The sequence below is a fragment of the Micromonospora sp. WMMA1363 genome (assembly GCF_030345795.1).
In the GTDB taxonomy this organism is placed as follows: domain Bacteria; phylum Actinomycetota; class Actinomycetes; order Mycobacteriales; family Micromonosporaceae; genus Micromonospora.
Genome location: NZ_JAUALB010000001.1, coordinates 1,525,443 through 1,546,793 on the forward strand (window position 1 = coordinate 1,525,443; position 21,351 = coordinate 1,546,793).

Annotated in this window: 20 protein-coding genes; 13 read left to right on the plus strand and 7 right to left on the minus strand. The window is 71.8% G+C overall.

Annotated elements, in window-relative coordinates:
* Window positions 1-321 precede the first annotated feature (321 nt).
* A complete protein-coding gene (locus QTQ03_RS07065; RefSeq protein ID WP_289277281.1) occupies window positions 322-1,452 on the plus strand; it encodes an oxalate decarboxylase family bicupin in 1,131 nt (376 codons plus the stop codon).
* A 77-nt stretch (window positions 1,453-1,529) separates the two neighbouring features.
* Here QTQ03_RS07065 and QTQ03_RS07070 read toward each other — a convergent pair whose 3' ends face one another.
* Together QTQ03_RS07070 and QTQ03_RS07075 are read right to left on the minus strand one after the other, a co-directional pair.
* A complete protein-coding gene (locus QTQ03_RS07070; RefSeq protein ID WP_289277282.1) occupies window positions 1,530-3,572 on the minus strand; it encodes a LuxR family transcriptional regulator in 2,043 nt (680 codons plus the stop codon).
* A 328-nt stretch (window positions 3,573-3,900) separates the two neighbouring features.
* Window positions 3,901-4,542 carry a response regulator transcription factor gene (locus tag QTQ03_RS07075; RefSeq protein WP_289277283.1) on the minus strand — a complete coding sequence of 214 codons (642 nt, stop codon included), beginning with the start codon at window positions 4,540-4,542 and terminating at the stop codon, window positions 3,901-3,903.
* A 65-nt stretch (window positions 4,543-4,607) separates the two neighbouring features.
* On the opposite strand from QTQ03_RS07075, the gene QTQ03_RS07080 reads away from it, so the two are divergent.
* The 3 genes from QTQ03_RS07080 to QTQ03_RS07090 all read left to right on the plus strand — a co-directional run bounded on the left by QTQ03_RS07080 (window position 4,608) and on the right by QTQ03_RS07090 (window position 7,377).
* Entirely contained in the window at window positions 4,608-5,333 is a 726-nt protein-coding gene (locus QTQ03_RS07080) for a sensor histidine kinase (protein ID WP_289277284.1), read from the plus strand.
* Between the two features lie 75 nt (window positions 5,334-5,408).
* Entirely contained in the window at window positions 5,409-6,269 is an 861-nt protein-coding gene (locus QTQ03_RS07085) for a manganese catalase (RefSeq protein ID WP_289277285.1), read from the plus strand.
* Window positions 6,262-7,377 carry a putative manganese transporter gene (locus QTQ03_RS07090; RefSeq protein WP_289277286.1) on the plus strand — a complete coding sequence of 372 codons (1,116 nt, stop codon included), beginning with the start codon at window positions 6,262-6,264 and terminating at the stop codon, window positions 7,375-7,377. The genes QTQ03_RS07085 and QTQ03_RS07090 overlap by 8 nt, the downstream gene beginning before the upstream one ends.
* A gap of 46 nt (window positions 7,378-7,423) precedes the next feature.
* Here the strand turns inward: QTQ03_RS07090 and QTQ03_RS07095 are convergent, their stop codons facing one another.
* The gene (locus QTQ03_RS07095) at window positions 7,424-8,458 is read right to left on the minus strand and encodes an LLM class F420-dependent oxidoreductase (protein WP_289277287.1); all 1,035 of its coding nucleotides are present in this window, start codon (window positions 8,456-8,458) and stop codon (window positions 7,424-7,426) included.
* A 27-nt stretch (window positions 8,459-8,485) separates the two neighbouring features.
* Window positions 8,486-9,577 carry a Zn-dependent alcohol dehydrogenase gene (locus QTQ03_RS07100; protein WP_289277288.1) on the minus strand — a complete coding sequence of 364 codons (1,092 nt, stop codon included), beginning with the start codon at window positions 9,575-9,577 and terminating at the stop codon, window positions 8,486-8,488.
* 102 nt (window positions 9,578-9,679) lie between these two features.
* On the opposite strand from QTQ03_RS07100, the gene QTQ03_RS07105 reads away from it, so the two are divergent.
* The 3 genes from QTQ03_RS07105 to QTQ03_RS07115 all read left to right on the plus strand — a co-directional run bounded on the left by QTQ03_RS07105 (window position 9,680) and on the right by QTQ03_RS07115 (window position 11,804).
* Entirely contained in the window at window positions 9,680-10,357 is a 678-nt protein-coding gene (locus tag QTQ03_RS07105; protein ID WP_289277289.1) for a TetR/AcrR family transcriptional regulator, read from the plus strand.
* 77 nt (window positions 10,358-10,434) lie between these two features.
* On the plus strand, window positions 10,435-11,361 hold the full coding sequence (locus QTQ03_RS07110) for an SDR family NAD(P)-dependent oxidoreductase (protein WP_289277290.1): 927 nt from the start codon (window positions 10,435-10,437) through the stop codon (window positions 11,359-11,361).
* Window positions 11,358-11,804: a pyridoxamine 5'-phosphate oxidase family protein gene (locus tag QTQ03_RS07115; protein WP_289277291.1), complete on the plus strand. Its 447-nt coding sequence runs from the start codon at window positions 11,358-11,360 to the stop codon at window positions 11,802-11,804. The genes QTQ03_RS07110 and QTQ03_RS07115 overlap by 4 nt, the downstream gene beginning before the upstream one ends.
* 15 nt (window positions 11,805-11,819) lie before the next feature.
* Here the strand turns inward: QTQ03_RS07115 and QTQ03_RS07120 are convergent, their stop codons facing one another.
* Window positions 11,820-13,328, minus strand: a complete 1,509-nt coding sequence (locus QTQ03_RS07120) for an aldehyde dehydrogenase family protein (RefSeq protein WP_289277292.1) — start codon at window positions 13,326-13,328, stop codon at window positions 11,820-11,822.
* 34 nt (window positions 13,329-13,362) lie between these two features.
* Window positions 13,363-14,151 (minus strand): SDR family oxidoreductase, encoded by a 789-nt coding sequence (locus tag QTQ03_RS07125; RefSeq protein ID WP_289277293.1) that lies wholly within the window; start codon window positions 14,149-14,151, stop codon window positions 13,363-13,365.
* A 145-nt stretch (window positions 14,152-14,296) separates the two neighbouring features.
* Here QTQ03_RS07125 and QTQ03_RS07130 point away from each other — a divergent pair, with 145 nt between their 5' ends.
* From QTQ03_RS07130 to QTQ03_RS07145, 4 genes are all read left to right on the plus strand, one after another.
* Window positions 14,297-15,043, plus strand: coding sequence for an enoyl-CoA hydratase family protein (locus QTQ03_RS07130; RefSeq protein WP_289277294.1), 747 nt, complete (start codon window positions 14,297-14,299; stop codon window positions 15,041-15,043).
* A 36-nt stretch (window positions 15,044-15,079) separates the two neighbouring features.
* Window positions 15,080-15,922 (plus strand): CoA transferase subunit A, encoded by an 843-nt coding sequence (locus QTQ03_RS07135; RefSeq protein WP_289277295.1) that lies wholly within the window; start codon window positions 15,080-15,082, stop codon window positions 15,920-15,922.
* Window positions 15,919-16,650 carry a CoA-transferase subunit beta gene (locus QTQ03_RS07140; protein WP_289277296.1) on the plus strand — a complete coding sequence of 244 codons (732 nt, stop codon included), beginning with the start codon at window positions 15,919-15,921 and terminating at the stop codon, window positions 16,648-16,650. The genes QTQ03_RS07135 and QTQ03_RS07140 overlap by 4 nt, the downstream gene beginning before the upstream one ends.
* A gap of 71 nt (window positions 16,651-16,721) precedes the next feature.
* Window positions 16,722-17,783: an NAD(P)H-dependent flavin oxidoreductase gene (locus tag QTQ03_RS07145; RefSeq protein WP_289277297.1), complete on the plus strand. Its 1,062-nt coding sequence runs from the start codon at window positions 16,722-16,724 to the stop codon at window positions 17,781-17,783.
* Here QTQ03_RS07145 and QTQ03_RS07150 read toward each other — a convergent pair.
* The gene (locus QTQ03_RS07150) at window positions 17,767-18,900 is read right to left on the minus strand and encodes an acetyl-CoA C-acetyltransferase (RefSeq protein ID WP_289277298.1); all 1,134 of its coding nucleotides are present in this window, start codon (window positions 18,898-18,900) and stop codon (window positions 17,767-17,769) included. The two genes, QTQ03_RS07145 and QTQ03_RS07150, sit on opposite strands and share 17 nt — an antisense overlap.
* A gap of 58 nt (window positions 18,901-18,958) precedes the next feature.
* On the opposite strand from QTQ03_RS07150, the gene QTQ03_RS07155 reads away from it, so the two are divergent.
* Together QTQ03_RS07155 and QTQ03_RS07160 are read left to right on the plus strand one after the other, a co-directional pair.
* The gene (locus tag QTQ03_RS07155; RefSeq protein WP_289277299.1) at window positions 18,959-20,164 is read left to right on the plus strand and encodes an acyl-CoA dehydrogenase family protein; all 1,206 of its coding nucleotides are present in this window, start codon (window positions 18,959-18,961) and stop codon (window positions 20,162-20,164) included.
* Window positions 20,161-21,264, plus strand: coding sequence for an acyl-CoA dehydrogenase family protein (locus QTQ03_RS07160; protein ID WP_289277300.1), 1,104 nt, complete (start codon window positions 20,161-20,163; stop codon window positions 21,262-21,264). Before QTQ03_RS07155 ends, QTQ03_RS07160 begins: the two co-directional genes overlap by 4 nt.
* Window positions 21,265-21,351: the final 87 nt, after the last annotated feature.

The window sequence follows — 21,351 nt, forward strand, 5'->3', positions numbered from 1 at the left end:
CACGTGGCCGGCACCCAACCCGCCCCGGAGCCGGACCCGGACAACGACGAAGCGCCCCGCCCACGACGTGGCGACCACGACGAGTAACCCTGACCCGTGGGGTGAGCGCGTTCCGGGCCTCGATGGGCGTCGAGAGGTCACGTCCGGGCTGGCGCTCGGCGCCGCCTCAGGCCGGTGCCCGTGTCACGGCCTGGGACGCGGGTCGGTCTTGTCCTGAAAAATCACGTGGTCACGGGATGTATGGCGTCACCCCTTCGGGCGACCATCAGGGCACGACAAGATTGCCGACCTCGGCTCGGCCGTGAGGGAGGGAGACGTGTCATGTCCGACGTACCGCAGCCGCAGTGGGACGGGGAGGGAGGAAACGACCCGGGTCCCCGCAACATCCTCCTCGATCGCCAGAATCCCGACCTGCTCGTGGCGCCCAAGACCGACCGCGGGACCGTACCCAACCTGAAATTCTCCTTCTCCATGGCCCACACGCGGATCGAGCAGGGCGGCTGGACGCGTGAAGTGACCCAGCGGGAGCTGCCGGTCGCCAGCACGTTGGCTGGCGTGGACATGCGGCTGGAACCTGGGGCCTACCGGGAGTTGCACTGGCACAAGCAGGCCGAGTGGGCGTACGTGCTGGACGGCAGCTGCCGGATCAGCGCCGTCGACCAGGAGGGGCGCAACTTCCTCGACGATCTACGCAAGGGCGATCTCTGGTTCTTTCCGAAGGGAGTGCCGCACCACATTCAGGCTCTGGACGAGGGCGTGGAGTTCCTCCTCGTCTTCGACGACGGCCAGTTCTCGGAGAACAGCACCTTCCTGATGAGTGACTTCTTCGCGCACACGCCGAAGAGCGTACTCGCGAAGAACTTCGGTTGGTCCGTCGAGCAGATGGCGAACATTCCGGAGCGGGAGAAGTACATCTTCCAGGGCCAGGTACCTCCCTCGCTCGACGCCGACCGGGTGATCAGCCCGACCGGGGATGTGCCCCGCACGTTGACGCACCGCATGCGCTCCCAGGCGCCACATCGATTCGAGGGCGGATCCGTCCGGATCGCCGACTCGACCAACTTCGCCGCCGCCACGATCAGCGCGGCGTTGGTCGAGGTGGAGCCCGGCGGGTTGCGTGAGCTGCACTGGCACCCCACCGACGACGAGTGGCAGTACTACATCTCCGGGTTCGGACGGATGGGAGTCTTCGCCAGCTCAGGCGTCGCCCGCACCTTCAACTTCCAGGCCGGTGATGTCGGATACGTTCCCTTCGCCTACGGGCACTACATCGAGAACCTCGGTGACGAGCCGCTGGTGTTCCTGGAGATGTTCCGCAATCCACGCTTCGAGGACATCTCCCTGGCCCAGTGGATGGCGAACACACCACCGCAGATCGTCGCGGACACCGTCAACATGCCGCGGTCGACGATCGAGGCGCTGCCCAAGGACAAACGCACGGTCGTGCGGTGACGCCGCGGGGCCGGCGATCGATCGAGGTCTGCCGCCGGCCCCGCTGGGACCGGCTTCCTCCGGTCGCTGGCGGTGTCCTACGCCGCTCGGGTGTGGCTTTCGCGGTTGGCCCAGAGCCGGGCGAGCTCCACCCGGCTGCGGATGCCGAGCTTGGCGTACACACCTCGCAGATGAGTGTCGACCGTGTGGAACGAGACGTAGAGGAGGGACGCGGCCTGTCTCTTCGTCGCACCGGTGGCCAGCAGCTCCGCAACCCGGGCCTCGCGAGTGGTCAACGCTGCGAAGCCGTGCTGCGCGGCCGTGGCTCGGCGACGGCGTCGGGCGGTACCGAGTTCGGTCTCCCAGTGTTGCGCCCGTTTCTGGTCGCCGGTGGCACCGAGCCGGCCGAACAGAGCGGCGCTCTCCGTCACCGCCGCGCGGGCCTCGGCCGGCGGCGTCTTCGGCAGCCGCGCCACGTCGAACAGGGCATCCGCCAGTGCGGTCCGGGCACCCGTCGCGCGTAGGCGTGACACCGCCTCCGCCAGCGCCGCCGGGTCTCGTTCGATGAGCCCGTGAGTGTGCCGTTCGATGCCCCGCCACAGGGCGCTTGCGGTTTGGGCCGCGACAGTCCCCGCGAATCGTTCGACGGTCCGCGCCTGCCCGAGGTCACCGATGGCGAGCGCTGCCCGCACCAGTCGAGTCGCCTGCTGCGGCAGCAGCACCAGCGGCCGCAGCGACCGGGCCAGGCCCGTGACGGCCGCCAGGACGAGGTCGGGGTGCCGCGTCGGGTCGGGATCGGCCGCCGCGGCGCAGCGAAGGGCGAGCCACGGCATGTCGTCCGGCCAGTCCTGTCCGGCGTTCTCGGGGTTGAGCAGTTCTCGTGCCCGGTCCGCTCTCCCCTGGCGGAAGAGCACCTCGGCAACGACGGCGAGCAGGTCGGCGCGGACCGGGTCGGGCAACCTCCGGCGCGAATGATCACGCAACGCGAGTCGGGCCTGCGCCTCAGCCTCCGACAGTTGGCCGACGGCGAGCCGCAGCTGACAGCCGAGTGCCACGAGCGTCGGCCGGACCGCGGCACCCAGGCTTCCGACCTCCTCCACGGCCAACCGCAGGGCCGTGCGGGCGTTGTCGAACTCACCGGCGGCGAGCTGGACAACGATCCGCTCCACCCGCAGCGCCGCCGCTTCGGATCGGGCATGTGGAGATCTCGGGTCGACCGAGCCCACTGCGCGCGTGGCCGAGGGCACGTCGCCGCGGGACAGGGCCGCGGCCGATCGCGCCAAAGCCAGCCGTACGTCACTACCGGGTGTCGGTGTCGTCGGCCGGGCCCGTTGCGCCCGACGGAGCAGCGCTGGCGCCTCGGGGTGACCGACCCGGCTGGCCACCCCGGCTGCGGTGGCGAGAAGCCATGCGCGATCGTCCGGGGGCAGTTGTCGCTGGGCGAGCGCCTGCCGCAGGTACCGCAGCGCCTGGGACGGACGCTCGGCCGCATACCAGGCGCCCATCCGGCCGTGCAGCAGCGCCATGTGTTGCGCCGTGTCACGGCCGGCGGCGATCTTCTCGGTGAGTACCGTGAGCGCCTCTGCGGCGCGGTCGGCGAGCATGAGATTGTCGACAGTGGCCAGCGTCCAGGCCCGACACAGGCCGGGCTCGACCCTGGCGTCCGGCCGGGCAAGCACCGCGGTGAGCAGGTCCGCGGCGACAGACGGATCGATCGCCGGCGAATCGGCAAGGGCGGATACCAGTTCCAGGTCGACCGGGTAGCCGGCGCGGACCGCCTGCAGCACCTGCCCGGCGGCCAGCGCTGGGAGCCCCGCCGACGCAAGTACGTCTGCGGCCCGCTGACGCAGCGCGGACACCAGCGTCGGCGGAGCCGCCCGCAGGACTTCGTCGCGAACCGCCTCCGTGGACGGAGACAGTCCGTGGCCGGTGTCCCGCAGAACTCCCCGGACGACGAGATCTTCCAGGTCGCCGCAGAGGTCGGTGCCCGAGCGGCTCACCATCCGCTCGACGAACCACGACTCGCAGGGCGTCGTCGATATCGCGGCGACCCGGGCCAGCCACGTCTGGGCCGCCGACAGTCCGGCGAGATGCTCCCGGACCACTACCGGCGCGTTGCGGCGCGACGACGACTTGGGCACACGGCACCTCCCCTGTCCGCTCGGCACGCCACAGCAGGCCAGTACCGTCACCGCGACGCTATCTCCGGCCGGTCTCGCCCAAGCCGGAAACTGGCGCTTCGTCGAGTCGGCCGAAACCTCACCCAGCACTTTCGGACCGCCGGCCACGAACGATGCCAACCATCCCCGTGGCCGCCGAAGCACGCAGTCGGTCAGACCTACCTCAATCGGATACTCGGCTCGACAGTCGTTTGGCGGTCCAAACGTGGATGCGCTGTTCGGAGCGGCGGAAAGTCCAGCGTGGCCGGAGCTGGTCGGCGGCTACGAACGGCCGGAGAGCGGTGTGCGGTCAGTCCGCGAGCAGGCCGGCATGGCCGGCCAGGGCCGCGGCCTCGGCTCGGCTGGTGACCCGGAGCTTGCGCAGCAGAGCGGCAGTCATCCGCTTGACGGTGCGCTCGGAGACATGCAGCAGGACGGCGATCTCGAGTGTCCCGCGCCCGGCAGCGATCGCACGCAGCAGTTCCCGCTCGTCGTCGTCCAGGTCGACCCGCGGGACCCGGGACGGGCGGAGCAGTCCCCGCAGCAGGTCCCCGGGCAGCACAGCCCAGCCGTCGAGTACAGCCAGCAGCGGGGGAAGCAACTCCTCCGGCTCCGCGCTCTTCGGCAGGAAGCCCTCGGCGCCTGCCCGCAGGGCGTCGAGGGCGGGCGCCGGGTCCGTCGCGCCGGACATGGCGACCACCCTGACCCGCGGTGTCGTCCGCCGGATGGCCGCCACCGCCCGCACACCGCCCGGCGGCGGCATGTGCAGGTCGACCAGCACCAGGTCAGGCAGGCACCGACTCACCAGGGACGCGGCTGCCGCCGCGTCACCGGTGGACCCGACCACGGATGCCCGCCCGGCCGTGGCCGCCGGCAGCAGCAACTCCAGCCCGCGCACGAAGAGCGGGTGATCGTCGACGACCGCGAGCCGAAGGGCAGGGGCGGCGGGCATGCCTGATCCCTTCCCGAAGGGGTACGGATCATGCGGGTATGCACCGAACGAGGGGAGTCGGTTGGATGCGTGCATGGCAGGGGCTGCTCAGGGGGTTCCGTCGGTCCGGTCCGGCCCGCGCCGACTGCCCCGTGGTCGGCGCCGAATCCGAGCTGCTGCTGCGGGTGCTCTGCCACGAGTTTCGTACCCCGGTCAGCACACTCGCGTCGGTGACCCGGGCGCTCACCGACGATCGGCGCCCGCTGTCCGGCGACGAGCGTCGCGCGCTCAACGAACTCGCCCGCGACCAGGCCGGGCACCTGCAGAACCTGCTCCGCGACGCGGCCTCCAGCACCAACGCCCTCCTTCTCGCCACGCGACCCGAGGCGACCACCGTGCCGCTGGGGAAGATCCTGCGCGGCGTCGCCCTCCTCGTGCCCGACCACCGACGCCGCATCCGGGTGACCCGGCGGGCCGGCGCCTGTCCGGTCCCCGAGCTTCGCACCCGGCAGGTGCTGGTGAACCTGGTGGACAACGCGCTGCGGCACGGGCCGACCGGCGGGCAGGTGGGCGTCTACGCCGCGCTGCGCCGCGGCGGCCTCCGCATCCTCGTCACCGACGAGGGATGGCTGCAACCGGCGCTCTTCGAGGCGATCCGCCGACCGGCCCCCGGCGCCGGGACGTCCGGCCTCGGGCTGTGGATCGTGCGGCAGCTCGTCACCGCCGACCGCGGTCGGATGCGCGTACTCCGGCTCCACCCCCGGGGCGTGGCCCTGGAGATTCTGCTCCCCGGCGGGCCGCCGACGGGTTGACCCGGCCGGGCCGCCGGTTGGCCCCAACAGGCCAGCGCCGCGGGAAGTCCCTCGGCACCGACCGAAGGGGGATCGATGTTCAGCCACATCAAGGACCTGCAGTTCGAGGCGAAGCCGGACGGCCCGGACGCGGCCTTCGCCCGCCGGCTGCAGGAGATCCTGGGCGGCAAGTGGGGCGAGATGACCGTCGCCAACCAGTATCTCTACCAGGGGTGGAACTGCCGCCTACCCGGCAAGTACAAGGATCTGCTGCTCGACGTGGGCACCGAGGAGATGGGCCACGTCGAGATGATCGCCACGATGATCACGCGGCTGCTGGAGGCCGCGCCGCTGTCGGTGCAGGAGGCCGCCGACGACAACCCGATGGTGGGGGCGATCTACGGCGGCTCCAACCCGGCGCACTTCATCCAGGGCGGCGGTAGTGCCCTGCCCACCGACAGCAACGGCGTGCCCTGGAGCGCCGTGTTCGTCACCGCCAGCGGCAACTTGATGGCCGACTTCCAGCTCAACGTGGCCGCCGAGGCCCAGAGCCGGCTCCAGGTCTCCCGCCTGTTCAACATGACCGACGACCCCGGCGTCAAACAGCTGCTGCGTTTCCTGCTCGCCCGCGACACCACGCACCAGAACATGTGGCTGGCCGCGATCGAGCAGCTCCAGGAGGACGGCCTCGAGGAGATGCCGGTGCCGGACGCGTTCCCCGACTCGAAGGAGTTCACCGAACGGTTCGGCTACACGTACCTGAACCTCTCGCCGCGCCCCGACGGCTCCGCCGCCGAGGGGCGCTGGGCGTCCAGCCCCGCGCCGGACGGCAGGGGCGAGTTCCGGTACGACCCTGAGCCGCGGGCCCACGCACCCGAGCCGGTACTGCCTCCGGGCGACCCGCGCCTGTACGGCACCAACCCGGTGCCGGTACCGGAGGGGGTGTGCGGTGACTGACGTCGTCCTGCGGCCGCTCGCCGACGCGTTCATGCAGGTGGGCGTCTACGTCGCCGTAATGGTTGCGCTGTTCGGCTGGCTGCGCTGGCGCTACGGCGACCGGGTCACCGACGGGCTGACCCGCCGCCGCCGCCGGCTCGGCCCGCTGGTGGGCGCGTTGCTCGGGGTGACCCCGGGCTGCGGCGGTGCGATCATCCTGATGCCGCTGTACGCCCGCCGCAAGGTGTCGTTCGGAACGACGGTCGCCGCCCTCGCCGCCACGATGGGCGACTCCTCCTGGGTGGTGCTCGCCTGGAACCCGATGTTCGCCCTCCAGTTGCACGCGCTGCTCTTCGTGGTCGGACTGGCCACCGGGTACGTCGTCGACGCGCTCGGCATCGACCCCGCCCGGTCCGTACGCCGGACGCCGACCCCGGGGATGTCCCTCGAGCCGGCCGGGCTCGCCGCCGCCGGCGGACCGGACCTGGCTGTCTCCCGGCGGCTGCTCGGCGGCCTGCTGCCCCGGGTGCCCGCGTCCACCGCGTTCTGGGGCCTGACCACACCAGCGTTCGTCGTGTCGGTGCCGGTGGTCTTCCAGATGGTCAGTCCCGAGGCGCTCACCCGGATCCTCTGGGGCATCGACCCGTACCTGGGGCTGGGGGTGCTGGGCACGCTGACGGCCGCGCTGATCTTCGCCGCCGGCCGGGGCCGGCTGGCCGACGACTCCCTGGAGACGGCGCAGCCGCGCTCCTTCGCGGCGGCGCTCCGGCACAGCGCCCACGAGGCGTCCTTCGTCACCGTCTGGGTCGCGGTGGCGTACCTGGCCTGGGAGGTCGTCACCCACACCACCGGCTTCGACGGCTCGCAACTCGCGCTCACCGGTCTGCTCGGCGTGCTGGTCGGCGCCACCGTCGGCCTGATCCCGGGCTGTGCGGTGCAGATCGTCTTCACCGGCCTCTACGTCAGCGGCGGTATCCCTCTGCCGACCTTGGTCGCCAACGCCATCAGCCAGGACGGCGACGCGCTGATCCCGCTCGCCGCACTGCGCCGCCGCTCAGCGGTGCTGGCCACCGTCATCACCACGGCCCCGGCGGCCGCGGTGGGCGCCGCCCTGCTCGTCCTGCTGTGACACCCACCGGGTCTGAGGGGCCACCGCGACCTCACGCGGAGGAGACTCATCTCAGCTCGTCGACGAGGACGCGCAGGCTGCCGACCTGTCGCACCCGCTCCGCGCGGGTGGCGGCCATCGGGCTGACCAACAGTGTGCTGACCCCGGCCGCCGCGAACGCGGCGAGCCGCTGCCGAACGAAGTCGACGGGTCCCACCAGTGCGGTGTCGCGGACGAGGTCGTCGGGGACCGCCGCCGCTGCCTCCGCCCTGCGTCCGGACAGGTAGCAGTCCTGGATCAGCCGGGCCGCATCCTCGTAGCCGTATCGGCGGGCGAGGTCGTTGGAGAAGTTCTTTCCCCGGGCCCCCATCCCACCGATGTAGAGCGCGAGTTGGGCCCGATGGTGGGCGAGCTGCTCCGCCGGCTGGTCGGTGACGGCGAAGGGAACCGAGGCCAGGATGTCCAGTGGGCCCAGCCCGGGCTCCCGCCGGGCTAGGCCGGCGTCCAAGGCGGCGCCCCACACCCGGGTCGCCCGCTCCGGGTGGAAGAACAACGCCTGCCAGCCGTCGGCTATCTCGGCGGCCAACGCGACGCTGCGCGGCCCCACCGCGGCCAGGACGACCGGGATCCGGCTCCGCACCGGACTGTTGATAATCTTGAGTGCCTTACCCAACCCGGTCCCCCGCCCCGGCGGCAGCGGGACCTGGTGGTGACGGCCCTGGTAGTTCAGTGGCTCCCGGCGCCAGACCTGCCGGCAGATCTCGACGACCTCGCGGGTCCGCCCCAACGGCGCGTCCCAGACCACGCCGTGAAAGCCCTCGACCACCTGCGGGCCGGACGTGCCGAGCCCGAGACAGAACCGGCCACCGGACACGTGGTCGAGACCCGCGGCCGTCATCGCGATCAGCGTCGGAGTGCGGGTGTAGAGCTGCATGACACCGGAGGCGATCTGCAACCGCCGGGTGCGCGCGGCGATGAACCCGAGGTGACTCACCGCGTCGAAGCTGTACGCCTCGGGCACCGCGACGAGGTCCAGCCCGGCGGCCTCGTAGTCGACGAGTTCCTCGACCACCTGCGCGAACCCGCCGCTGTAGCCGGTCATCACGCCGAGGCGCATCACCCGCGCCGCTCAGCCGACGCCGTCGTAGTTGATGACCTGCCGGATGACGTCGCCGCGCCCGAGAGCGGCGAGGGCGTCCCCGACGTCCTCCAGCCGCAACCGGTGGCTGATCATGCCGGCGAGGTCCAGCCGGCCGGCCCGCCAGAGATCGAACAACCGGTCGAAGTCTCGCGGCACCTGAGCCGCCCCGTACAGCGAGGAGGTGATGGTCTTGCCCTCGAACAACAGCTCGAAGGGGCTGAAGGCGACCTGCTGGTCGGCCCGCCCGGCACCGACGACCACGACCGTCCCACCCCGGCGCGCCGCCGTCCAAGCGGAACGGAGCGTCTGCGGTACGGCCACCACGTCGAAGACGGTGTCGAACCCCTCGCCGCCGGTGAGCTGGGCGGACAGCTCGCCGATGCCGTCCGGGCCGCACCCGTGGGTCGCCCCGAACCGCAGCGCCACCTGCTGCTTGGCCTCGACGGTGTCGACGGCGACGATGACCGCGGCGCCGGCGAGACGCGCTCCCTGAATCGCCGCGACGCCCACGCCGCCGCAGCCGATCACCGCGACGGTTGCCCCGGGCTCGACCCGGGCGGTGTTGACGACGGCACCGACGCCGGTCATCACGCCGCAGCCGACCAGCGCGGCCACCTCGTACGGCACATCGGCGGCGAGTTTCACGGCACCGGCCCGGGGAAGCACGATCTCCTCGGCGAACGCGCCGCACCCGGCCATCGCGAACACCGGAGTCTGGCCCGCCAGGAAGCGTGGTTGGGCGTACCCGGCCAGCACGTGTGTCATACACAGGTACGGTTCCCCGCGCCGGCAGGAGGGGCAGGACCCACACGCCGGCAGCCAGTTGACCACGACCCGGTCCCCCTCAGCCAGGTCGTCGACGCCGTCTCCGACCGCGACGACGTCACCGGAGGCCTCGTGCCCCAGCACCACCGGCATCGGTTGTGGCAGCACGCCGTCGCGCGCGGAGCGGTCGGAGTGGCACACCCCGGCCGCTCGAACCCTGATCCTGACCTCCCCGGCACCGGGCCCGATCACCGACACGTCGTCGCGGATCTCGGCCCTGTCGGCACCGACCGCGTGGAAGACCGCCGCCCGCACGAGACCACCTCCAGTGGAACTGAAACGTGTTCTAGGTTAGCGGCGACCCGCGGACCGGGCAAGCGACTGGGTGCGGCCGGGGCGACCGGCCATAATTCGACCGTGACCGCGACGAAGAAAGCCAGCAACGCCAGCCTGCCGTCGGAACGCCGGGCTCACCTCGTGCACCTCGCCGGCGAACTGTTCGCCGAGAAGGGCTTCCGGGCCACCACCGTGCGGGAGATCGCCGACGCGGCCGGCATCCTCTCCGGCAGCCTCTACCACCACTTCGATTCCAAGGAGTCGATCGGCGACGAGATCCTGTCCGGTTTCCTCGACGAGGTGCTCACGGGATACCGCGAGGCGGTCGCCGGCACCGACGACCCGCGCGCCGCGATCGAGCAGTTCGTGCGTTCCAGCACGGCGACGCTGGCCCGGCACCGCGCCGCCCTGACCATGCTGCAGAACGACTGGAGCTACTTTCGCGCCCAACCTCGCTTCGACTACCTGCGCACCGCCACCCGTGAGATCGAGCGCCTCTGGGTCGACCAGTTGGAATGGGGGAGGCAGAGCGGGCTCTTCCGCTCCGACCTGGACGCCCGGCTGACCTACCGGCTGCTGCGGGACGTGCTGTGGATACCGACGCGCTGGGGGCAGAGCGGTGGCAACGGCTGGGACACCGACCAGATCGCCGACGCGATCCTCCGCCTGATCTTCGACGGCATCGTGGCCCCGCCCACCGGGTCGTCCGGCACGCCGCGGCTCGATCGCCGGCGTCGGCCGAAGTCGGCGGGAAGCTGATAGGCTACCAAGCAAGCGTTTGGTAGACCGGAGGGCCCGGCGGATCCACCTGACCGTCCGAGGACGAGGGAGCGCCAATGACAGATCAGCGGTTCGGGTTGGCTGGCGCGGTCGCGATCGTGACCGGGGCGGGTAACGGTCTGGGGCGCGCGGAGGCCGTCGCACTGGCGGCGGGCGGCGCCCGGCTCGTCCTCAACGACCTACCCGGTGACGCCGTCGCGGCGGTGGCCGCCGAGATCGCTGCGGCGGGCGGCGAGGCCACGGTGTGCACGGGCGACATCGGCGAGTGGTCGACCGGTGAGTCGCTGCTGACCACGGCCCTCGACACGTACGGCAGGCTGGACATCCTGGTCAACAACGCCGGCGTACTCCGCGACCGAATGGTCTTCACGATGTCGGCGCATGAGTGGGACCTCGTCCTACGGGTACACCTGCGGGGCCACTTCGTGACCACCCGCTTCGCCACCGCCCACTGGCGCGAGCGCAGCAAGGCGCTCGGCTCCCCGGTGTACGCCCGGATCATCAACACCTCCTCCGAGGCGTTCCTGCTCGGCTCGCCGGGCCAGCCGAACTACGCCGCCGCGAAAGCCGGCGTCGTGGCGCTCACCGTCGCGACCGCGCGCAGCTGCGCCCGGTACGGCGTACGGGCCAACGCCATCTGTCCACGGGCGCGCACCGCGATGACCGCCGACCTCATGGGGCCCACGCCGGACGGGGTGGCCGACCCACTGTCCCCGGAGCACGTGGCACCGCTGGTGAGCTACCTCGCCAGCCCGGCCGGAGCCCGGATCAACGGCGAGGTCTTCGTGATCCACGGCGGCGTGGCCGCGGTACTGGCGCCGCCCACGGTACGCGCGAGCTTCCAGACCGACGGCGGGTCCTGGTCACCGCACGCCCTGCACGACGCCCTCGGACCACTGTTCCGCCAGGACCCGCCCGGGGCTGGGTTCGCCTGCGAGGCCACCCTGCCGCTGGCCACGACCACGTTCGGCGAGGGCACGTGAACGACCGCGCCACCATCGCGATGACCCCGGGCGAGGCGGCGGACCTGCTGTCGCGGTGCCGCAAGGTCCAGCTCGCCACGATCAGCCGCGACGGCACCCCACACCTGGTCACCATGTTCTACGCCATGTCCGACGGCATGATCGCGTTCTGGACCTACCGCGCCTCGCAGAAGGCGCGCAACCTGGCCCGCGACCCCCGGCTGACCTGCCTGGTCGAGGAGGGCGAGGAGTACTTCGACCTGCGCGGCGTGCAGGTGCGCGGTCTGGCCCGGCAGGTCGCCGACGTGGTAGGGGTCGGTCGGATGATCAGCGCTCAGCTGCCGGACCTACCCGCCGTCGGCCAGGACGACCACCTGGTCCGGGCGGCGGGCAAGCGCGTCGCGTACGTGGTGGAGCCGCTGCGGGTCACGAGCTGGGATCACCGCAAGCTTCTCGGACCATGACGCCCGGCCAGGCACCTACATCAGCTCCTCCGTGGTGGGCAGCAGAACGGTCTTCAGCTCGGTGAAGGCCTCCGCCGAGCTACGCCCGCCCTCGCGCCCGAGGCCGGACTTGCCGAATCCGCCAAAGGCCGCGTGTGGTTCCACCTGGTAACCGTTGACCCCAACGGTGCCCGCCCGCACGGCTCGGGCCAGGCGCACGGCTCGCTTCACATCCGTGGTCCACACCGTGGCGGCCAACCCGTACTCGGTGTCGTTCGCGAGCCGTACCGCCTCCTGCTCGTCGGCGAACGGAATCACGCCGAGCACCGGGCCGAAGATCTCCTCCCGGGCGATGGTCATGTCGTTGGCCACGTCGGCGAAGAGCGCCGGCGTCACGAAGTTCCCGGCGGCCAGGTCTCCCCCGACCCGTTCACCGCCGCACACCAGGCGCGCACCCTCCGCCTGTCCGTGCGCGACGTACCCGAGCACGCGCTCGAGCTGCCGTCCGTTGATCAGAGGTGACGCGGTGGTTTCGGCGTCGAACGGGTCTCCGTAGCGCACCAACGCGGTCGCCCCCGCAGCGATCGACAGGAACTCGTCGTAGACCTCCCGCTGGACCAGTGCTCGACTGTGGGCGACACACGCCTGACCGGACAGTCCGACGGTGACCGTGCCCATGGTGACCGCCGCCGCGGCGTAGACGTCGGAGTCCGCGAATACGATCGACGGGCTCTTCCCACCGAGCTCCAGACTCACCCTGGTAATTCCGTCGGCGGCGGCGTGCAGGATGCGCCGGCCGACGGCACGACTGCCGGTGAAGGTGATCTTGTCGACCGATGGGTGGGTGACCAGTGCCTCGCCGGTCGGTTCACCCGGCCCGGTGACCACGTTGAGCACACCCGGCGGCGCGCCCGCCTCGTCGATGAGTTGCGCCAGCCGCAGCACCACGAAGGTGGCGTACTCCGACGGCTTGAGCACCACCGCGCATCCCGTCGCCAGCGCTGGCGCGATCTTCTGCGCGGCCAGCAGCAGCGGCGCGTTCCACGGGATGACCGCCGCCACCACGCCGATCGGCTCACGCAGCGTGAACACCAGGTGATCGCCCCCCTGATAAGGGGGTAGCGTCTCGCCGCCGAGTTTGTCGACCCAGCCGGCGTGATGGTCGAAGACATCGGCCGCACACCCGGGCGACATCACGTAGGCGTCGCTGAAGCTCAACGGGACGCTGTTGTCCAGCGCCTGGAGCGCAAGCAGCTCGTCGGAGTGCTCACGGATGAGGTCAGCGATCCGCCGCAGGACCCGGATGCGTTCCCTCGCCCGGCAGCGCGGCCAGGGCCCCTCGTCGAAGGCGTGGCGGGCGGCCCGGACAGCGGCATCGACGTCGGCGGCGTCCGCGACCGCGAACTCACCCACCTCCTCGCCGGTCGCCGGATGCGTGTGCCGCCACGTCCTACCGTCGCGTGAGGATCGCCAGGCCCCGCCGACGAGCAGGTGGCCGCGGCCCAGTCCCACCGCGTCCCGCCGCGGCTTGATCGAGATAACCATGCCCACCTCCGCGGTCGACCATGTATAACGTGTTCTATTTATCGGCAGGGTACGCCGAACCCGTGACGGCTGCCAGGTACCCGGGCCACTCTCCCCCGCCGTGCAGAGCCAGTGCCGCTCCGCTGACGTACGAGGACAGCGGCGACGCCAGGAACAGGCAGGCGTCGGCCACGTCCCGCGGCAGGGCCAGCCGACCCATCGGGATCGTCCGGGCCACCGCCGCGGCACCTCGCGAGCCGCCGTAGTGCGGGTTGGACACCTCGGTCTGCGCCGGGCCGACCACGACGGTGTTCACCCGCACCTTCGGCGCCCACTCCATCGCCAAGCTGGCGACCAGGTGGTGCAGGCCGGCCTTGGCGGCGCCGTACGCCGCGGCCCCGGGCGACGGGCGCACCCCGCTGACGCTGCCGACCATGAGGATCACACCCCCGTGCCGTTGCCCCTGCATCACCGCGTTGGCGGCCTGTGCCACGTGCAGCGGCGCCACCAGGTTGAGTTCGATGACCTTGGCGTGCAGTCGGGGCGACGCGTCGGCGGCGCGGACGGAGGGCGCGCCGCCGGCGTTGTTCACCACCACGTCGAGCCGCCCAGCCACCTCGACCGCGAGCGCGACGAGTCGGCCGGCCTGCTCCGGATCACGGACGTCGAGCGCCGCGAACCGGGCCGCCCGCCCGTCCACCCGGGGCAGTTCGGCCGGTTCACGCCGGCCGCACACCAGGACCTGTGCGCCGGCGGCCAGGAATCCGCGGGCGATGCCCGCACCGATCCCGCGGGTGCCGCCGGTAACCACCACGCTTCGTCCGCCGAAGTCCAATGCGTCCACGGATTCCATGGTAGCTTCTCACCAAGCAAGCGTTAGGTTTGAGGCTGGTACGGGTTCCGAGAACGTCGGTGGATCCCGAGAACATCTGCGAGTCCTAGAGCATCCACGGGTTCAGAGGCACCCGCGGGGATTAGGAGCGTCTGCGATGGGCATCGACATTCGCGGCGACGGCCGGATCGCCGAGGTGGTCATCGACGTTCCCCCGGTCAACGCGCTCCCCGCCGACGACTGGTTCGCGCTGGCCGACGCCGTCCGGACCGCCGCCGCCGACCCGACCGTCGCGGCGGTGATGCTCACCGCCGCGGGGCGGGGGTTCTGTGCCGGCGTGGACCTCAAGGAACTGCACCACAGCACCGACAACGCGGCACTGATCGGCGTCAACCGAGGCTGCTTCGCCGCCTTCGCGGCCGTCTACGACTGCCCGGTTCCCGTGGTGGCGGCGGTGCACGGCTACTGCCTCGGCGGCGGTGTCGGCCTCGCCGGCACCGCCGACATCGTCGTGGCCGCCGACGACGCGACCTTCGGGCTACCCGAGGTGGACCGGGGCGCGTTGGGCGCCGCGACGCACCTGTCCCGCCTGGTGCCGCACCAACTTATGCGGGCAATGGTCTACACCTGCCGGACCATCACCGCCCAGGAGCTGCACCGATTCGGGTCGGTGCTGGAGGTGGTGCCACGGGAGCGACTGGCCGCGACGTCCCGGCGGGTGGCCGAGGAGATCGCGGCCAAAGATCCGCTGATCATTCGGCGGGCGAAGGAGTCACTCAACGGGATCGACCCCGTCGACATCCAGCGGTCCTACCGCTACGAGCAGGGCTTCACCTACGAGCTGAATCTCGCGGGTGTGTCCGACCGCGCCCGGCAGTCCTTCCTGGACCGAGATGGTCGGTGACGCGAGACCCAGCAGAGGGAAGGTGACCTGACCGGCATGGCCGACAAGGTGATGAGCATCGCGGAGGTGATCGGCGAGTTACGCTCCGGCATGACCGTCGGCATCGGGGGATGGGGGTCACGGCGCAAACCGATGGCGCTGGTCCGCGCCATCGCCCGGTCGAGCATCACGGATCTCACCATCGTGTCCTACGGCGGGCCCGACGTCGGGCTGCTGGTCGCGGCGGGGTGCGTACGGCGGGTGGTGTCCGGGTTCGTCTCCCTCGACAGCATCGCCCTCGAACCCCACTTTCGACGGGCGCGGCAGTTGGGGGCCGTCCAGCTCACCGAGCTGGACGAGGGGATGGTGCACTGGGGGCTGCTGGCGGCCGCGCACCGGCTTCCCTACCTGCCGATCCGCGCCGGGCTGGGCTCGGACGTCCTACGGGTCAACGCCGGACTGCGCACGGTGCGCTCGCCCTACTCCGACGGCGAGGAGCTGGTGGCCATGCCCGCCCTCGCACTGGACGCCGCGCTGGTGCACCTCAACCGGGCCGACCGGCACGGCAACGGGCAGTACCTGGGCCCGGACCCATACTTCGACGACCTGTTCTGCCTCGCCGCCACCCGCAGCTTCCTCTCCTGCGAGCGGTTGGTCGACACGGCCGCGCTGCGCTCCGCCGGCCCCGCGCAGAGCCTCCTGCTCAGTCGGATGATGGTGGATGGTGTCGTCGAGACCCCGCACGGAGCGCACTTCACCAGCTGCGTGCCGGACTACGACCGCGACGAGGCGTTCCAGCGCGAGTACGCGGGCTCCGCGGCGAGTCCGCAGGCCTGGGACCGGTTCCGGGACCGATACCTCGACGGAGACGAGGCGCACTACCAGCAGGCCGTGTCGTGACCGGGGCCAGCCGGGCCGAGGTCTGCGTGGTCGCCTGCGCCGAGGCGTGGCGTGGCGACGGCGAGATCCTCGCCAGCGGCATGGGGGTGATCCCCCGCCTGGGCGCCCGGTTGGCCCGCCACACGTTCGCTCCGGACCTGGTGCTCACCGACGGTGAGGCCACGCTGGTCGGCGACGACGGGGCGGAGGGGTGGCTTCCCTACCGCGCGGTGTTCGGCATCGTCGCCGCCGGTCGTCGCCACGTCATGATGGGCGCCAGCCAGCTCGACCGGTACGGCAACCAGAACATCTCCTGCATCGGCGCCTGGGCAAGGCCCACCGCCCAACTGCTCGGTGTGCGGGGCGCCCCGGGAAACACCATCAACCATCCGACCAGCTACTGGGTGCCCCGCCACGGCCGGCGGGTCTTCGTGGACCAGGTCGACATGGTCTGCGGGATCGGGTACGACCGGGCCACCGCCATCGGCCCGCCGGGCAACCGGTTCCACGAGATCCGCCTGGTGGTGACCGACAAGGCGGTGCTCGACTTCCGGTCGCCGGACCGCGGGATGCGGTTGCGCTCGGTCCACCCCGGCGTCGGCGTCGACGAGGTCGTGGCCGCGACCGGCTTCCCGTTGCACATACCGGATGATCCGCCGGAGACCAGAACCCCCACCGACGCGGAGCTACGGCTCATCCGCGACCGGCTGGACCCGGCCGGGCTGCGGGATCGCGAGCTGGGGCGGTAGGTCCGCGGCGCCACCCACCCGGGAACCCGGTCCCGCCCACCGGTCCGGCGACCACCACCGAGGAGGCACCCATGTCCCCGGTACTGCGCACCCGGCTGACCGAGCTGGTCGGCGTCCGGCACCCCATCGTGCAGACCGGCATGGGGTACGTCTCCGGTGCCCGGCTGACCGCGGCGACGGCCAACGCCGGCGGTCTCGGCGTCATCGCCTCGGCCACCATGAGCCTCGACGAGTTGCGCTCCGCGATCCGCGAGGTACGTCGTCGCACGTCCGCGCCGTTCGGGGTGAACCTGCGCGCCGACGCGACGGACGCGCGCGAACGGGTCGAGCTGGCCATCGCGGAGTCGGTACGGGTCGTCTCGTTCGCGCTCGCGCCGCGGCGCGACCTCATCGCCAGGCTCCGGGACGCCGGCGTGGTCACCATCCCGTCCGTCGGCGCTCTCCCGCACGCGGAGAAGGTGGCCGCCTGGGGCGCGGACGCCGTCATCGTCCAGGGCGGCGAGGGCGGCGGGCACACCGGAGCGGTCCCCACCAGCCTGCTGCTCCCCCAGGTGGTCGACGCCGTCGACATCCCGGTGGTCGCGGCCGGCGGCTTCTTCGACGGCCGAGGACTGGTCGCCGCGCTCGCCTACGGCGCGGCGGGTATCGCCATGGGCACCCGGTTCCTGCTGACCAGCGACAGCACGGTCGGGGCGTCGGTGAAGCAGGCCTATCTCGACAGCGGCCCGACCGACACCGTGGTCACCACGCGGATCGACGGGCTGCCCCACCGGGTGCTGCGGACCCGATTCGTCGAGCGACTGGAGCGATCGGGACGGATCACCGCGGTGGCCGGAGCCCTCGGGCGGGCCGTCGCACTGCGCCGGATCACCGGAACGACCTGGCCGGCCCTGGTCCGCGACGGCTTCGCCGCCCGCCGTGGCCGGGAGCTGTCCTGGGCCCAGACGCTGCTGGCCGCCAACACTCCGGTCCTGCTCCGGGCGGCGATGGTCGACGACCGAGCCGACCTCGGCGTGATGTCCGCCGGGCAGGTGGTGGGGCTGATCGACGACCTGCCCTCGTGCGCGGAGCTCATCGACCGGATCGTGGCCGAGGCCGACGAGTGCCTGGCGCGGCTCACAACCGCTCGATGACGGTCACGTTGGCCTGGCCGCCGCCCTCGCACATCGTCTGCAACCCGTACCGGCCGCCGGTGCGTTCCAGCTCGTGCAGCAACGTGGTCAGCAACCGCGCGCCGGTCGCGCCGAGCGGGTGCCCCAAAGCGATCGCCCCACCATTGACGTTGACCCGGTCCAGCTCGGCGCCGGTCTCCCGTTGCCAGGCGAGCACGACGCTGGCGAACGCCTCGTTGATCTCGATCAGGTCGATCTGGTCGAGGCTCATCCCGGCCCGCCGCAACGCGACCTCGGTCGCCCGGATCGGCGCGGTCAGCATCAGCACCGGGTCGTCACCGCGCGCGCTCAGGTGGTGGACGCGGGCACGTGGGCGCAGCCCGTGCACCCGCAGCCCCCGCTCGGAGGCGACCAGCACGGCGCCGGCCGCGTCGGCGAGCTGGCTGGCGAGGGCCGCGGTGGTCGTACCGCCGGGGCGCAGCGGAGCCAGCGCGGCCATCGCCGCCGGGGAGGTGTCCGTTCGTGGGCACTCGTCGGCCGTGCACCCGCCGTAGGGCACGATCTCGGCGGCGAACCGTCCCGTCTCCCGGGCCCGGACCGCCCGCTGGTGGCTGAGCAGCGCGTACCGTTCCAGCTCCGGGCGGGTGATCGCCCACCTGGCGGCGATCAGGTCGGCGCTGCGGAACTGGGAGACCTCTTCGTCTCCGTAGCGCGCCGCCCATCCGGCGGAGCCGGCGTACGGGCCGTGCGGGGCCATCGCGCTGGCGATCGGCACCTGACTCATGCTCTGGACACCACCGGCGACCACAAGATCGGCGGTGCCGCTGAGGACTGCCTGGGCGGCGAAGTGCACCGCCTGCTGGGACGAACCGCACTGCCGGTCGACCGTGACGCCCGGCACCTCCTCCGGCAGGCCGGCCGCCAGCCAACACGTGCGGGCGACGTCACCGGACTGTGGACCGACGGTGTCCACGCAACCGAACACCACGTCGTCGACCGCCGCCGGATCCACACCCGCCCGGTCGAGCAGGGCCGCGACGACATGACCGCCGAGGTCGGCCGGGTGCACCCCGGCCAGCCCACCGCCGCGCCGCCCCACCGGGCTGCGTACCGCCTCGACAAGGTATGCCTCGCTCATCATCGATCCCTCCGGTAGGCTAGAACGTGTTCTAAATCTAGCCGGACGGGGGCGCACCGTGCACCTCACCTACTCGGCCGAGCAGCAACGGCTCCGCACTCGACTACGCACCTACTTCGCCGAGGTGATGAGTCCAGAGTTACGGGAGGCGCTCACCACAACCGGCGGCGAGTACGGTGACGGCACGGCCTACCGCGAGGTCGTCCGCCGGCTGGGCCAGGACGGCTGGCTCACCCTCGGCTGGCCCCGGGAGTACGGCGGTGGCGCACGATCCATGCTGGACCAGCTCGTCTTCACCGACGAGGCGGCGATCGCCGGCGTGCCGGTGCCGTTCCTGACCATCAACACCATCGGGCCGACGCTGATGCGCTTCGGCACCGAGCAGCAGCGTACGGACTACCTGCCCCGGATCGCGGCCGGCGACCTGCACTTCTCGATCGGCTACTCCGAGGCGGAGGCCGGCACCGACCTCGCCTCGCTGCGCACCACGGCGGTTCGCGACGGTGACACCTACGTCGTCAACGGCCAGAAGATGTGGACCAGCCTGATCCAGTACGCCGACTACGTCTGGCTCGCCTGCCGCACCGCGCCGGAGGCACCCCGGCACGAGGGACTCTCGATTCTCATCGTGCCGACCGACGCGAGCGGCTTCTCCTGGACCCCGGTGCGGACCGTCGCCGGGCCGACCACCAGCGCCACCTACTACACCGACGTCCGGGTGCCGCGCTCCGCGCTGGTCGGCGAGGAGAACCGGGGCTGGCCCCTGATCACCAACCAGCTCAACCACGAGCGGGTCGCCCTCACCTCGGCGGCACCGATCCGACACGCGCTGCGTGAGGTGCGTGACTGGGCCCTCGCCACCACCCTGCCCGACGGGCGACGCATCATCGACCAGGAGTGGGTCCAGCTTCACCTCGCTCGGGTACACGCCAAGGCCGAGTTCCTCAAGGTCTACAACTGGCGTCTCGCCGCCGAGTCGACCGGCGGCCCCGACCCGGCCGACGCATCGGCCACCAAGGTGTACGGCACCGAGTTCGCCATCGAGGCGTACCGACTGCTCATGGAGGTGCTCGGCGCGAACGCGCCGGTACGGCAGGGCTCGCCCGGTGCCCTGCTGCGCGGACGCGTGGAACGGCTGCACCGCTCCGCCCTGATCCTCACCTTCGGCGGCGGCACCAACGAGGTCCAGCGGGACATCATCGCCAGCGCCGGACTGGGCCTGCCTGCGGCCCGCCGGCACAGCCGACGGCAGGAGCGGTCATGAGATTCACCCCGAGCGAAGGCCACCGCGAACTCGCCGCGCTGACCAGGCAGATCCTCACCGACCGGGTCACCGCCGACCGACGTCGTGAGATCGAGGCCAAGGGAGTCTGCCTCGACCGGCCGCTGTGGCGGGAGTTGGCCGACGCGGGAGTACTCGCCGCCGCGCTGCCCCGCCAGGTGGGCGGCGACGGGCTCGGCCTGCTGGAGCAGTGCGGGATCCTGGTCGAGGTGGGCCGGACGGTCGCGCCCGTGCCGTACCTGTCCGGCATCGTCACCGCGGCGGCCGGACTGGCCGCCTTCGGCGACGACACGCAGATCACCCGCTGGGTCACCCCGGCCCTGGCCGGTACGGCGGTCCTGACCGCCGCTCTCGCCGAGGACGACGGCGTACGCGCCGAACGTGCCACCGGCCGTTGGGTGCTGACCGGTGCGAAGACCACCGTGCCCGCCGCTCCGGACGCCGATCTGTTGCTCGTGCCGGCCACGGTCGACGGCACGACCGCAGTGTTCATGGTCTGCCCCGACGACCCGGGGGTGACCGTGCAGCCGCAGCAGGTGGCCGGCGGCGAGGGTGCCGGGTGGCTCGACCTGGCCGGGGTGGCCCTTCCCGACGACCGGCTGCTCGGCGGCGTCGCGGACGGCAGGGCGGTCGCGTCGTGGCTCGCGACCCGGGCCACCATCGGCTCGTGCGCCATCCAGCTCGGGGTGACCGAACGGGCCCTGGAGCTGACCGCCGAGTACGCCCGCACGCGGGTCCAGTTCGGCCGGCCGATCGGCACCTTCCAGGCCGTGGCGCAGCGCCTCGCCGACGCGTACATCGACGTCGAGGCGATCCGGCTCACCCTGTGGCAGGCGGCCTGGCGCCTCGCCGAGGGGCTGCCGTGCCCGACTGAGGTGGCGACGGCCAAGTTCTGGGCCGCCGACGCTGGACACCGGGTCGCGCACACCGCCGTTCACATCCACGGTGGGGTCGGCATCGACCTCGACCACCACCTGCACCGTTACTTCCTCGCCGCCAAACACCACGAGTTCCGTCTGGGTGGCGCCACCGCCCAGCTACGGGCGATCGGGGCCGCCCTCTCCTCAGCGGACCTGGATTGAGTACCGCGTCCGCCGGTGGGTCACCTCGGGCACTTGACAGAACCTCCTGACCGCCCTGCGACCGCTGCCGCGCGCACGGTCGGCAGC